The sequence below is a fragment of the Paraburkholderia sp. JHI869 genome (assembly GCF_038900775.1).
GTDB lineage: Bacteria > Pseudomonadota > Gammaproteobacteria > Burkholderiales > Burkholderiaceae > Paraburkholderia.
In genome coordinates this window covers 192,485-205,633 of sequence record NZ_JAYMSC010000008.1, presented here as the reverse complement: position 1 = coordinate 205,633, position 13,149 = coordinate 192,485, and the positions used below count along the sequence as shown (strand labels likewise).

The window sequence follows — 13,149 nt, the reverse complement described above, 5'->3', positions numbered from 1 at the left end:
GTGGCGCGCGACTACGTTCCGACCGCGGCGGCCTCGTCGAGCGCATCGTAAATGCCGATGACCCCCGCGGCTACATTGCTCCAATGGTCAATGGCGTGTGTGCCGACCACATCGTCCCAGAACGACTCCGATCCGTATTGAAGACGTTGCGCATGCAACCGTCTCGTATATAGCTGAAGATCGAACTCGGCGGTAATGCCCATTGCGCCCACTAGCGCGTGTGCGCCGTTCGCCACCAGCGGCGCGGCGCGGCTTGCGCGCGCCTTCGCAATGGCCGCCGCGATGCGCTGCTCCGACGTGTGGTGCCCCGCGCAGCCCAACTGCGCTGCGACGCGCGTGGCGGCCACATGCTCGGCCATGACGCTCATTTGCTGCTGCACGGCCTGGAACTTGCCGAGCGAGCGGCCGAACTGCTGGCGCTCGTTCACGTAGCCGAGCGTCATGTCGAACACGCGCTGCATGCCGCCCGCCATCGTTGCGGCCGTGACGAGCGCGCCGAGTTCTCCCACGCCACGCACGGTTGCGGGCAGCGCGCGTGCCGCGTGCGCGGGGTAAGTGAGTGTGGCGTCGAGACTGTCGCCGTGAGCGCGCAGCTCGGCGCTCACGAGCGGGACGAGGCTCGCGCCATCGGTGGTTTCGACGATCAACGTGTCGGCAACGAGTCCGTAAGGCACGAACGCCGCGCCGTGCCGCGAGGCATTGCCAAGCGCGATGGCGATGGGACCGCGCGGGGCTTCGACGCCCGCGCGTGCGAGCAACTCGCGCGCGATCATGGTGTGCGCGGCGGGCAGCGGCAGCGCATGCGCGCCGAATTCGAACAACGCGCCCGCCGTGGCGGCGAGGCGCATACCCGAACCGCCTTTTTCCTCTGGCACGAGCGCGTCGAGAAAGCCGAGCGCATCGAGCTGGTCCCACAGGGCGCGACCCGCGTTGCGATCGCGCGCCGCTTCCACGGAGCGCACGAATTGCGGCGTGCAGTGACGCGCGAGAACGTTGTGCGCCGATTCGGTGAGCATGTCATCCATGGTGTTCTTCTCCATGTTCGTCGTTCGTTTAGCGCAGCCCGAGGCCGCGCGCGATCATGCCGCGCAGGATCTCGCGCGTGCCGCCGCGCAGCGAGTACGACGGCGCGATCTTCGTCACGTAGTCGAGCGTATCCGCGAGTTCGCGTGCCACGGCCTGCTGCGGATGCGCGCCGAGCGCGTCGCCGATCAGCGTCGGTACGCTCTGCTCGAAGCTCGTGCCGAGGTCCTTCACGAGGGCGGCCTGCGTGGCGGGGCTCGCGCCGTCGGCGAGCGCGCCCGTGACGGCCACGGACATCGCCCTCAACGTGGCGAGTTCGGTGACGAACGCGCCGAGCGTGCGGCGCTCGCTCTCGCCAACCGGCGCGTGTGACGCGCGCGTGGCTTCGCGTAAGGTATGCGCCCATTCTTCGAGCAACACGATGCTCGAATAGATGCGCTCGGGGCCGCTGCGCTCGAACGCCAGCTCGGCGGTGACCTGTTCCCAGCCCGCGCCTTCGCTACCGATCAGCGCGTTCTCGGGCAATTCGACGTCGTCGAAGGTGACTTCGGAGAAATGCGCGTCGCCGGTGAGGTCGCGGATCGGCGCGACATGCACGCCTGGAAGCGAAAGGTCGACGATCAGTTGCGAAAGCCCGCGATGGCGGTCCTCGGGCGTGCCCGAAGTGCGCACGAGCGCGATCATGAAGTGCGAGTGTGGCGCGTTGGTCGTCCAGATCTTGCGGCCCGAGAGGCGCCAGCCGTTGGCCGTGCGCTCGGCGCGCGTGCGCACGCTCGCGAGGTCCGAGCCCGCGTTTGGCTCGCTCATGCCGATGCAGAAGAACGCCTCGGCCTTGCAGATGCGCGGCAAATAGAACGTCTTCTGCTCCTCGGTGCCGTAGCGTGCGATGAGCGGGCCGCTTTGGCGGTCGGCGATCCAGTGGGCGGAAACCGGGGCGCCCGCCGCAAGCAATTCTTCCACGAGGACGAAGCGCGCGAACGGACTGCGCCCGCCGCCGCCATATTCGCGCGGCAGCGTGAGGCCTAGCCAGCCTTGCGCCGCGAGCTGGCGGCTGAAGGTGGCGTCGAAGCCGAGCCACGAACGCGCACGCACGGCGGGCGGCACGCCTTTGAGCGCTTCAGTGAGGAATGCGCGCACCGGCGCGCGCAAGGCTTCGTCTTCAGGGGGGATCGTTCTGAGTGAGAATGGGTCGGTCATAGCGTGCTGCGCTTTACAGTGCAGTTCCTGGCAGTGCGAAGTGATCAGGCGCTTGCGCGCTCATTCGGGGCGGCCGGCGAGCATGCGCTTGACCGTGTACGAAAGCACGAGTTCGTCGCGCTGATTGAGCACTTCCACCCGGCTCGTGACCACGGCGCGATTATGTTTGGAAGTGGGCTTCACTTCCTCGACTTCCACCACGCCGTAGATCGTGTCGTTGACGAGGACCGGCGCGTGCGCCTTCATCGAGAACTCGAGCATGGCGAGCCCCGTGCCCTGCACCATCGTCTGGAACAGCAAGCCTTCGATCAGGCCGCTCGTTAGCGCGCCGGGCACCGGGCGCCCGCTCATGGCGCCGTGTTCGAAATGCGCGTCGATGAAGATCGCCTCCAGCATGCCGGTGGTCGAAATGAAATTGACCAGGTCGGTTTCCGTGACCGTGCGCCTGAACGTGCGAAAGCGCTGACCCGCTTGCAACTCCTGCCAGTAGAACCCGCGTCCGAGCAGTTGGGCGTCCTCGTGTGTCGTCATTCCTGTCTTCCTCCGGTGTTGGATGGCGCGCTGCGCCGGTATCGTGTTCCGATTCTAGAATCGTGTTTCGATATCGGCAACACAGTTCGAATATCGGAACAGCACTGTCCAACCGGGGTATACCAATAGGTTATTGTTTATAAAGAAGAAATCGTTAATATTTCGACCATTCGAGGGTATACGCCAGGCACAACCTCGGTTCGACATTCGGAATGCGGTGCTACATTCGGAACCCGAGACCGGCTCCGCCGGCCCAGCAGCCTGAACGATTTGCCTGAACGATTCGAATAAACCGGAAAACAGGAATCAAGGAGACAAGCTGGATGAACGCCAACCCCGAGATCGTGCAGGCAGGCGCGGCGGCCGAAGCGGCGCCGCGGCGCACGGCCAGCGTCATATTCGCCGGCAGCGTCGGCAACGTGGTGGAGTGGTTCGACTGGTCGGTGTACACGACCTTCGCGATCTACTTCGGCAAGCAGTTCTTTCCCGCCGAGAACGACACCGCGTCGCTACTCGCGACCTTTGCCGTGTTCGCCGTGGGCTTCTTCATGCGGCCGCTGGGCGGCTGGGTGATCGGCGGCTTCTCCGACCGCTTCGGGCGCCGCGCCGCGCTCACGCTCACCATCATGATGATGGCCGGCTCCTCACTGCTGATTTCCGTGCTGCCCACCTACTCGACGATCGGCGTGCTCGCGCCCGTGCTCATGACGGTGCTGCGCATGGTGCAGGGCCTCTCGGTCGGCGGCGAGTACGGCGCGGCTACCACGTTCCTCGCGGAATCGGCGCCCGCGAAGCGTCGCGGCCTGTATGGCAGCTTCCTGTTCTTCAGCATCGCGGCGGGCCTGCTGCTCGCATCCGGGCTTGCCAGTGTGATGACGAACGTGATGTCGAAGGAAGCGCTCGTGGCGTGGGGCTGGCGCATTCCCTTCTTCATTGGCGGCTGCGGCTCGCTCGCGGGTTTCTGGATGCGCCGCAACGTGGGCGAAACGCACGCGTTCGAGCAACTGCGCCGCTCGGGCCGCATCGAGCGCCGCTCGCTGTGGTGGACGTGGACGCAACATCGCACGGCGGTGCTGCGCCTCGTGGGCATTAGCGTGTTGGGTGCGTTCAGCTTCTATCTCTTCATCAGCTTCATGCCGATCTATGCGATCCGCCACGCAGGCGCCACGCCGGCCGACGCGTTTCTTGCGAGCACGCTGAGCATTGCCATCTTCATGCTCGCGCAGCCGTTTTTCGGCGCGTTGTCGGATCGTTTCGGGCGGCGTCCGCAGTTGATGGTGTTCGCGACGGCCTACCTCGTGTTCCTCTATCCGGTGGTGCGCTCGATCGGGCCGAGTATCACGTCGATGCTGCTCGTCGAATGCTTCGGCCTGCTGACTTATGGGCTGTATTCGGCCATCGCGCCCGCGATCATGGCCGAGCTGTTTTCGACGGCGGTGCGCGGCATCGGCATTGGCGCGGCGTACAACCTCGTGGTCGCGTTGCTCGGCGGCACGACACCGTATCTCATGACATGGTTGCAATCGCAGCAGCGCGAAGGCTGGTTTCTCGTCTACGTGTGCGCGGGCGCGGCCGTGAGTCTTGTCGCTTACTGGCGCATGCCCGAAACGGTGGGCAAGCCGCTCGAATGAGCAAAGCGCGCGCGCCGCGCATGAAGGTGTCGTTCCGCAATCCAGGCAGAGGTCATTCCACATGCAGCAGCAGACGAAAGAAGCATCGGCATCGCAGTCAACGCAAGCGCAGTCACAGCAGGCACAACAAAAACGCGGCCGCCCGCTGGAAGGCATCCGGGTGCTCGATCTTTCCCGCGTGCTGGCAGGGCCGTGGTGCACGCAGAATCTTGCCGATCTCGGCGCGCAGGTGATCAAGATCGAACGGCCGGGTCCCGGTGACGAAACGCGCTCCTGGGGGCCACCCTACCTGCGTGACGAAGCGGGCCGAGACACGGTCGAGAGCGCGTATTACCAGTGTGCGAATCGCGGCAAGCTTTCGATGGCGGTGGATATCGCCGCACCCGAAGGCGCCGCGCTGATCCGCGAACTTGCGCGTCAGTGCGACGTGCTGGTGGAGAACTTCAAGGTTGGCGGCCTGAAGAAGTATGGGCTTGATTACGAAAGCCTCGCGGCGCTCAATCCCGCGCTCATCTACTGCTCGGTCACGGGGTTCGGCCAGAGCGGGCCGCTTGCGCACCGTGCCGGATACGACTTCCTCATTCAGGGCATGGGCGGCCTCATGAGCGTGACGGGCGAGCCCGACGAGACGCCCGGCGGCGGTCCGCAAAAAGTCGGCGTGGCGGTCACGGACCTCATGGCCGGCATGTACGCGACAACCGGGGTGCTCGCGGCCGTGATCGAGCGGCAGCGCAGCGGCCTTGGTCAGCACATCGACATTGCGCTGCTCGACTGCCAGCTGGCGATGCTCGCGAACCAGTCGATGAACTATCTCTGCACGGGCGAGGTGCCGCGGCGCCTGGGCAATGCGCATCCCAACGTCGTGCCGTACCAGACCTTTGCGGCCAGCGACGGTCATCTCATTCTCGCGTGCGGCAACGACAGCCAGTTCCGCTCGCTGTGCGGCGCGATGGATCTGCACGAACTCGCGGCGGACCCGCGCTTCGCCACCAACAGCGCGCGCAGCGTGAATCGCGCGCTGCTGCTGCCGGTGCTCGAAAAGGCGTTCCGCACGCGCACGCGCGATGCGTGGATCGACGCGCTCGAGGCGTGCGGCGTGCCGTGCGGCCCGATCAACGACGTGGCGCAGGCGTTCGGCTCCGAGCACGCGCGCGCGCGTGAGACGGTGCGACGCATTGCGCATCCGCTCGCGGGCACGTCGCCGAGCGTGGCGAGTCCGCTGCGGTTGTCGGCTACGCCCGTGCAATACGACGTGCCGCCGCCCCTGCTCGGCGAGCATACACGCGCGCTGCTCGACGGTCTGGTCGGGCTCGATGCCGCGCGCATCGACGCGTTGTGTGCGATCGGCGCGATCGGCGCAAGCGCGAAGGTGCTCCCGCGAGGGGAGCACGAAGAGACCGTTTGAGTGCGAAGCGGCTGCCTCGTTGCGGCCGGTTCGCTTCCCTTTCGAGAGCCGAGCGACATGTATAATTTTTCGCACCGTTCAACCCTCAATCGATCCATGGCGCACCACCCCGAAGACCGTGATCCTGGCACCGAATCCACCGCGTCGCCTGGACCGCGGGCGACTACGCGCATCGTGCAGGTGCTGCGCATTCTCGCCGACCATCCGCAAGGCGCGACGCTCACCGAGCTCGCGGACTTGAGCGCCACGCCGAAGACGAGCCTCCTCGCGTTGCTGCGCGCGCTCACGCACGCGCACTATCTCACGCATGTCGGCGGCAAGTACGCGCTCGGCGTAGAAGCATTCAAGCTTGGCGCGGCCATCGTCGCGCAGCGGCGCTTTCCCGAGATTGCGCGCCCGGTGATGGAACGCCTCGCGCTCGAGGCGGGCGAAACGATCCTGATCGGTCAGCTCGCGAGCGACCGGCCTTCCATGGTCTACGTGATGTCGGCGGAGAGCCGCAGCGCGATCCGCTTCATTGCGGGCATAGGCGAGCGCCGCGAGTTGTTTTCCTCTTCGGGTGGCCGCGTGCTGCTGGCCGCGATGAGCGAGGCGCAGCAAACGGAGTATTTCCGCACGGCCGAGTTGCGCGCCCACACGCCTGCCACGCGCACGCAAAAACGCGAGCTGAAGACGCTCCTCAAGGAAGTGGCCGAGTCCGGCGTGGCCGCTACGGTCGAGCAGAGTTCCGCCGACGTGGTGGGCTTCGCCGCGCCGATACGCGACGAGTCGGGCGCGGTGATCGCGGCGCTCGTCATGGGTACGCCCGTCAGCCGCGGCGTGCCGGGCATGGAGCGCTTCAAGACGCTGATCGCGCGCGGCGCGGCGGAAGTGTCGGCACTGCTGGGGTATGCGGGGCCCAGTGCATTGGCGCTTTCAAAGCCGGCGGCATAACCCGGTTCGCGTAACCCCACTCTGGCTGCCTAATCAACAGGCAGCCATTTGTCTAATCAAATATTTGTTTCGGATGCCGAAGCAATTCCCTTCTTTTCCCATTCGATCTGTCACTTACAACCGTTGACGTTTCTTTCCGCCGCCCTTCAGTCAAACACGGTATCCGTAAGGTTCGAAATTAACTTTCCGGTTAATCAGATAAACACAAGATAAACGTGTAAACCGACTCAAGCTCGTCGCGCATGGGCCGTTAGTAGGGGAAAGCTCAGGTGTCACGCGGAAGCAGCCGCACAGGAGAATGAATGGGCGGATTGCTGATGGACAAGGCGTCGTCGCGCGCCGCACGGGTGGCGCGCCAACCGATTACCGATATCAAGGGCCGGCTCGCCGGCTACGAACTGCTGTTCCGCGACGGCGACGCGCAGTTTGCGCTGATCAAGGACGCGGTGGCCAGCACCGTTGCTGTCGTGGAGCGGGCGCTCGGCGGCGTGGGCTTCGACGCCATCTCGTCGGGCAAGGACTGTTACTTGAACTGCACCACGGAGTTTTTGCAGTCGCAGGCCATTGATCTTCTTCCGCCCGAGCGCTTCGTGCTCGAGATCCACGAAACGTGCAAGCCGGGACCGGCGCTCTACGCGTTGTGCAAACGCCTGCGCGAGCGCGGCTTCCGGCTCGCGCTCGACGACGTGCAGGCGCTCACGCCGATGATCCGCCAGATGCTCGCCGTGGTCGATATCGTCAAGCTGGACTGGCTCGAAATCGACCCGCCGCAGCGCACGCCCATGGCGCGCGAGCTGGCGGCGCAAGGCCTGTGCGTGCTCGCCGAAAAGATCGAGGATGCGAGGGAATACGAGGTATCGCGCGCGGCCGGGTGCCAGCTTTTCCAGGGCTACTACTTCGTGCGTCCGGAAGTGTTCGCGGTACGCGCCACGCCGCCGTACTTCAACGCGGTGCTCGCGGTGATGGAACTGCTGATGAACAGCGCGCCGTACCGTCAGCTTGCGGACGCGCTCCTGAGCGCGCCAGCGTTGCTCGCGCAACTGCTGCGGCTCGCCTCGAGTGGCGCGATGGGTCTCGCATTCAAGAGCAGTCTGGGGTCGATCGACGCGGCGCTCATGTTCGTGGGCACCGAGCGCCTGCTCCAGTGGTGCGGCGTGCTGATGTACTCCGACCAGCTTCCCGTGGGCGACGACCCGCTCGCGCAACTGGCGTTGCAGCGCGCGCACTGGATGCGCGACGAGGTCGAGCGCATCTGGCCCGAAGACCGGCCACTGGCGTTGCGCGCCGTCCTCACCGGGTCGCTCTCGTTGCTGCACGTGGCCCACGGTGTCAGCGCTCGCGCGTTCTGGCAGGGCTTGCCGCTCGCCGGCGACGTGCTCGCCGCGCTCGTGGATCGCAGCGGCGTGCTCGGCGAGGTGCTGGCGCTTGTCGAGCAAAGCGAACAACGCGAACACGTCCTGTCTCCTTCATTCGCCTAAGACCAGCATCATTCCCGCTTCACCATGCCTTTTCGCGACAGAACATTACGGAGTACCAATTGAAATCAATGCAGCAGCATAGTGTGGATGAGCGTACCACTCTGACGAGCAACAACCGGCTCGAACTGCTCCTCTTTCGCCTGGGCTCGGCGCGCAAGGGCGCGGTACGCGGCCTTTATGGCATCAACGTCTTCAAGATTCGCGAAATCGCGACCATGCCTGAGCTCACGCCCATTGCGGGCTCGCCAGAGCATCTGGCCGGCGCGGTGGATATTCGCGGCCAGATCATTCCGGTGATCGATATCGGGTCGATGATCGGCTCCGTAACGGAAAAGCCGCCCGGCATTCTGCTCGTGACCGAGTTTTCGCGCGGCACACAGGCGTTCGCCGTGGAGGAAGTGGAGGACATCGTCCGGCTCGAGTGGAGCGAGGTGCTGAGCGCGGAGTCGAGCGGCACCACGGGCTATGTGACGGGGGTGGCGCGCATCAATCCGGGCACCGAGAACGCGCGCCTCGCGCAATTGCTCGACGTCGAGCAGATCATGCGTGACGCCTTCCCCGAGCAGCATACCGAAGTGGGCGCTGACGCCGTGGGCGAAGCCGTGCGCCTCGCGGGCGGCCGCATTCTCGCCGCCGACGACTCGGGTTTCGCCCGCGCGCTGATCGGTCAGGCGCTGACTGCGCTCGAAGTGCCGCACGTGATTGCCCACAACGGGCAGGCCGCGTGGGAGATCCTCCAGCAGATGGCCACCGATGCGCAGAGCGAGGGCATTCCGATTCGCGACAAGGTTTCGCTCGTGATCACCGACCTCGAAATGCCCGAGATGGACGGCTTCATGCTCACGCGCAAGATCAAGGCGGACCAGCGCCTGAAGCACCTTCCCGTGCTGATTCACTCGTCGCTTTCGGGCAGCGCCAATGAGGCGCACGCGCGCAACGCGGGCGCGAACGGTTACGTGTCCAAATTTGCGCCGGCGGAGCTTTCTGCGGCGATCCGCAAGGCGCTGGCCGCCTGACCCAGGCCACAGAAGCATCTTCGAAAGAGCAACACCATGATGACCAACCTGAAAATCGGCGCGCGTCGCGCGCTGGCTTCGGACTCTCCCTCTTCCTGATGTGCGCGCTGGGCGGGATTTCGCTTTGGCAGATCGGCGAGGTGTACCAGAGCGCGGCCGACCTCGCCGACAACTGGCTGCCAAGCATCGAAGGTCTGGGCGACGTGCGCGGCGCCGTCAGCAACGTCCAGCGTTTGTCGCTGCTTGTCATTCTGGAATCTTCACCCGCTGCAATGCAGGCGTAAAAGCAGCAGCACGACGCGGCGGTGCAGGGCTACGAAAAGGCTTATGCGCGCTACACGAAGCTGATTTCCTCGCCCGAGGAAGGCGAGTTTGCGCGCACGATCGAGGCGAAGTGGACGGCTTATCAGCAGTCGGACAAGGCGATGCTCGATGCCGCCATGTCGGGCGCGAACCAGGGCGAGGCTCACGCGATCGCCGTCGGCCGTCCCGCCGACGACTTCGTACGTCCGAGCGGCACAAGGGCATCGAGCAGGTGAACCGGGCCGTCACGCAGATGGACGAGGTGACGCAGCAGAACGCGGCGCTCGTCGAGGAAGCCGCCGCCGCCGCGCAGTCCATGGCGGCGCAGGCCTCCAACCTGAAGGAACTGGTGTCGTTCTTCCGCGTGGGCGCGGGGCAAGGGCCTCAGGGGGCTCGCGCGGCTTACGGCGCGCTGGGCGCTGCGCCCGGCATGGCGCGGGCCTGGGCCGCGGCGGCGGTTTGAAGCGAGGCGCGCCGTCGGGCGCAATTCCATGAACACCTCCCCATAAACCCGGCTTTTCCATCGATTAACCGTGGGGTGGTTGGCCGACAATCTCTAGAAACGCGGGGTGGGCTCGCACTTTCTCGAGGCAGATATGTCAAGCAGCATTACGATCACGGACGAACTGGTTGCGGAAATCGCAGAACGGATGGCCGACGAGGGCCAGAAGGTTTCTCCCATGGCCATCTGGTCCGAAGTTCACACCGGCTCGGTGGTCGCAGTGGCTGCGTCGCTGCGCAAATGGCGCGAAGAGCGTGCGCCGCGCATGCAGCAGGTCGTGGAACGCCCGGCTTTGCCGGAAACCGTGACCGACTCGATGCGCGACGCGCTCGACAAGCTGTGGAACTCGGCGCAGGACGAGGCCGAGCGCGCGGTGGCGCGCCGCCTGCAGTCGATGCGCGAGCGTGTCGAGGACGCCAGCAACGAGCGCGACAACGCGCTCGAGGAGCTGCAAACCACGGTTCAGGAACTCGACGCCCTGCAAGTCCAGCTGGACAAGATGACGCGCGCCTTCGAGACGAAGGAAGATGCCGGGTCGGGTCTGGAAGAAGACATCGCGAGCGCGATGCAGCGCGCCGACGCAGCGGAGAAGCGTGCCAAGGAACTGGCGGAGCGCGTTTCGGCTCTCGAGGCAGAACTGGAGCGCGCGGTCGCAGAACTGGCCGCCGAGCGCGAAGCGCACGCTAGCCAGGCCGCAGAAGCCGCAGCCGCCGCCGAAGCCACTGCCGCAGAGACGAGCGAGCAGGCCGAGGCGACTGCTTCGACTGAAAGCAACGAAGGGGAGCGCGCCGCACTGGAAGCGGCACATGCGGAAGCTGTCGCGAAGCTCGAAGGCGAACTGGAAGCGATTCGTGCGGCGCTGGAAGCCGAGCAGGAAGCCCACGCGGCCCAGCGCGAGCAGGTCGCCGGTGCGCAAGCCGAGCGCGACGCCGCCGCAACGGAACTGCAAAACGCCCAGCAGCAGCTCGCCAGCCTGAGCGACGAGCGCACGGCCGATGCTTCCGAGATCGCTCGTCTCTCGGCTAGTTTGACCGAAGCGCAGGAGCGCGCGGACGCCGCGCTGCAGCGCGCGAACGAAATCGCCGATCTGGGCGAATACGCCCACCCCGCGGCGACGAGCGAAGCCGCCGAGGGCGCAGCCGAAGTTCAGCCCGCAGCCGCCGATCCGGAAGAAGTCGAGGCGCTGAAGGCCCAGCTTGCCCGCGAAACGGCCACGCACGCCGCCGCGATCACCGATGCGCGCGAGAACATCAAGCGCTGGTCCGAGTACGCGAACGGCCTGAAGCAGCAACTGGCCCAGGCCAACGAAAAGGCGATCGTGGGTCTTGCCCGCAGCGCCGGCGAAGCCTCGCTGAGCCGCCGCCTCGCCGCCGAACTGGGCCAGGTCGTGCCGGAGCACGACCTGCTGCGCAAGGAAGCCCAGCAGCAAGTCGTCGTCGAAGCGGTCAGCGCTCATCTCGAGCAACAGGGCTATGCCTACGACGCCAAGACCGGCATGGTCTCGAAGCTGAGCACTGAAAGCGCGACGGCGTGATCGCACCGTAGACCGCACGCTCGATGGCGCATCGCGTGTGCGGTGCGCCGAGCCGTTCCCCAAAGACCGCTGCCTGAGAGCAGCGGTTTTTTTTCGCCTGCCCTTTCTCGGGCCTCAGGCTGCAAGCGCCCCGGCATCGGGACAAATGCCGACTTCCAGCCAGCCGAACGCCCGCTTTCCCGAAAACGAATTGTTGGCCTCGCGCGCCTGAACCACACTGGCACCTGTCCAGTGGCGGGCTCAAGCGACTCAGGCGAATCAAGCGGCCGCCGCGCAGCAATACTCCAAGCACACAAAAGCCCCCGAGGGCAAAGGAGGAGACATGACGCGACTCAAGAGCCGCGCGCAGCACGCGAGCATCGGCAAACCCGCACACGGGCGGCCCGCGCCGACGAGCCTGCGCGGCGCGCTGGCGGCGGCGCTCGCCATCGCACTTGCGCCGTCGCTCGCGCACGCCACCGAATGGCGCGTGGGCGTGGAATTGCCGCTCACCGGCGCGCTCGCGCAGGCGGGCACCGAGATGTATCGCGGCATTCAGGTGGCGGCCGACATCTACAACCGGCGCCATCCGCAGGACAAGATCACGCTCGTGGCCGTGGACGACGAATCGAACCCGGCCAAAGCCGTTGCCGCCGTCGAGCAGCTCGCCTCGCAGCACGTGGTGGCGATTGCGGGCGCGGCCAATTCGAACTGCGCCGGCCCGGCTTCGGAGGCCGCGAGCAAGGCCGGACTCGTCTACGTGACCTCCGGCGGCACCAGCGACGACATGGTCACGCGAGGCCTGAAGAACTTCTTTCGCGTGAGCAACACACCCGGCTACACGAAGGGCATGGTGGGCCTCTTCAACACGCTCGGCGTGAAGTCGGTGGCGATCGTCTACTCGACGAAGGACGCGACGAGCGACCTTGCCAAACAGCTCGACACGGCGCTCAAGGCGCAAGGCGTGAAGACCTACCTGCATGCCTACGATCCTTCGATCAGCGACTTCAAGCCGCTCATCAACAAGATCAAGCTGCAGGACAAGCCCGACGCCATGGCGATGCTCGGCTACGAGAACGACTACGTGGGCATTCTGCGCGCCTCGCGCGTGCTCAAGCCCGACCTGAAGGCGATTGCGGCGCCGTGGGCGTTCGCGAGCCCGAAGATGGCGCAGTCGTTCCCCGACCTCGTGCCGAACGTGTATGGCGCGACCGTGCTGTCCTCGCCGGCCGACTACCGCTCGGCGGATCAGCGCGACTTCTCCGATACGTACCAGCGGCTCTTCAAGACCACCTCGAACTACCAGTCGCAGACATCGTTCGTCTACGCGCAACTGCTCTTCGACGCGATCGCAAACGCGCAGAAAGCGGGCACGCTCGACAAGGGCGGTCTCGCCGACACGCTGCGCGCCACCCAGCGCGACGACACGTTCCTCGGCAAGGTGGCGTTCGACGCACGCGGCGACAACACGAACTACGTGGCGCACATGGGCCAGTTCGCGCACGACGGCAAGCTCGCGCTCGTATGGCCCACGAACTACGCGACGGCGAAGCCGGTGTATCCGGGCGTGCCGTGGTAAGAAAAACATAGAACAACGAAACAAGGCGAGCGCTGCGT

At 65.7% G+C, this 13,149-nt stretch carries 13 protein-coding genes; 10 read left to right on the top strand and 3 right to left on the bottom strand.

Annotated elements, in window-relative coordinates:
• Positions 1 to 11: 11 nt before the first annotated feature.
• From VSR72_RS16575 to VSR72_RS16565, 3 genes are read right to left on the bottom strand one after another with little or no spacing between them, the layout of a single operon-like run.
• Positions 12 to 1,040: an acyl-CoA dehydrogenase family protein gene (locus VSR72_RS16575; RefSeq protein WP_342953412.1), complete on the bottom strand. Its 1,029-nt coding sequence runs from the start codon at positions 1,038 to 1,040 to the stop codon at positions 12 to 14.
• A gap of 13 nt (positions 1,041 to 1,053) precedes the next feature.
• A complete protein-coding gene (locus VSR72_RS16570) occupies positions 1,054 to 2,220 on the bottom strand; it encodes an acyl-CoA dehydrogenase family protein (RefSeq protein ID WP_342953411.1) in 1,167 nt (388 codons plus the stop codon).
• 60 nt (positions 2,221 to 2,280) lie between these two features.
• On the bottom strand, positions 2,281 to 2,751 hold the full coding sequence (locus VSR72_RS16565) for a MaoC family dehydratase (RefSeq protein WP_342953410.1): 471 nt from the start codon (positions 2,749 to 2,751) through the stop codon (positions 2,281 to 2,283).
• 323 nt (positions 2,752 to 3,074) lie between these two features.
• Between VSR72_RS16565 and VSR72_RS16560 the strand changes: the two genes are divergently transcribed.
• From VSR72_RS16560 to VSR72_RS16515, 10 genes are all read left to right on the top strand, one after another.
• The gene (locus VSR72_RS16560) at positions 3,075 to 4,382 is read left to right on the top strand and encodes an MFS transporter (protein ID WP_342953409.1); all 1,308 of its coding nucleotides are present in this window, start codon (positions 3,075 to 3,077) and stop codon (positions 4,380 to 4,382) included.
• A gap of 61 nt (positions 4,383 to 4,443) precedes the next feature.
• Positions 4,444 to 5,787, top strand: coding sequence for a CaiB/BaiF CoA-transferase family protein (locus tag VSR72_RS16555; protein WP_342953408.1), 1,344 nt, complete (start codon positions 4,444 to 4,446; stop codon positions 5,785 to 5,787).
• Positions 5,788 to 5,883: 96 nt separating this feature from the next.
• Positions 5,884 to 6,720 (top strand): IclR family transcriptional regulator, encoded by an 837-nt coding sequence (locus VSR72_RS16550; RefSeq protein WP_342953407.1) that lies wholly within the window; start codon positions 5,884 to 5,886, stop codon positions 6,718 to 6,720.
• A 302-nt stretch (positions 6,721 to 7,022) separates the two neighbouring features.
• Entirely contained in the window at positions 7,023 to 8,198 is a 1,176-nt protein-coding gene (locus tag VSR72_RS16545) for an EAL domain-containing protein (protein WP_342953406.1), read from the top strand.
• A gap of 68 nt (positions 8,199 to 8,266) precedes the next feature.
• Positions 8,267 to 9,214 carry a chemotaxis protein gene (locus VSR72_RS16540; RefSeq protein ID WP_342953492.1) on the top strand — a complete coding sequence of 316 codons (948 nt, stop codon included), beginning with the start codon at positions 8,267 to 8,269 and terminating at the stop codon, positions 9,212 to 9,214.
• Between the two features lie 98 nt (positions 9,215 to 9,312).
• Positions 9,313 to 9,498: a hypothetical protein gene (locus VSR72_RS16535; protein ID WP_342953405.1), complete on the top strand. Its 186-nt coding sequence runs from the start codon at positions 9,313 to 9,315 to the stop codon at positions 9,496 to 9,498.
• 21 nt (positions 9,499 to 9,519) lie between these two features.
• Entirely contained in the window at positions 9,520 to 9,753 is a 234-nt protein-coding gene (locus VSR72_RS16530) for a hypothetical protein (RefSeq protein ID WP_342953404.1), read from the top strand.
• Positions 9,750 to 9,980 (top strand): hypothetical protein, encoded by a 231-nt coding sequence (locus tag VSR72_RS16525; protein WP_342953403.1) that lies wholly within the window; start codon positions 9,750 to 9,752, stop codon positions 9,978 to 9,980. Before VSR72_RS16530 ends, VSR72_RS16525 begins: the two co-directional genes overlap by 4 nt.
• A 133-nt stretch (positions 9,981 to 10,113) precedes the next feature.
• Positions 10,114 to 11,553, top strand: a complete 1,440-nt coding sequence (locus VSR72_RS16520; protein WP_342953402.1) for a DNA-binding protein — start codon at positions 10,114 to 10,116, stop codon at positions 11,551 to 11,553.
• Positions 11,554 to 11,875: 322 nt separating this feature from the next.
• A complete protein-coding gene (locus VSR72_RS16515; RefSeq protein ID WP_342953401.1) occupies positions 11,876 to 13,111 on the top strand; it encodes an ABC transporter substrate-binding protein in 1,236 nt (411 codons plus the stop codon).
• Positions 13,112 to 13,149: the final 38 nt, after the last annotated feature.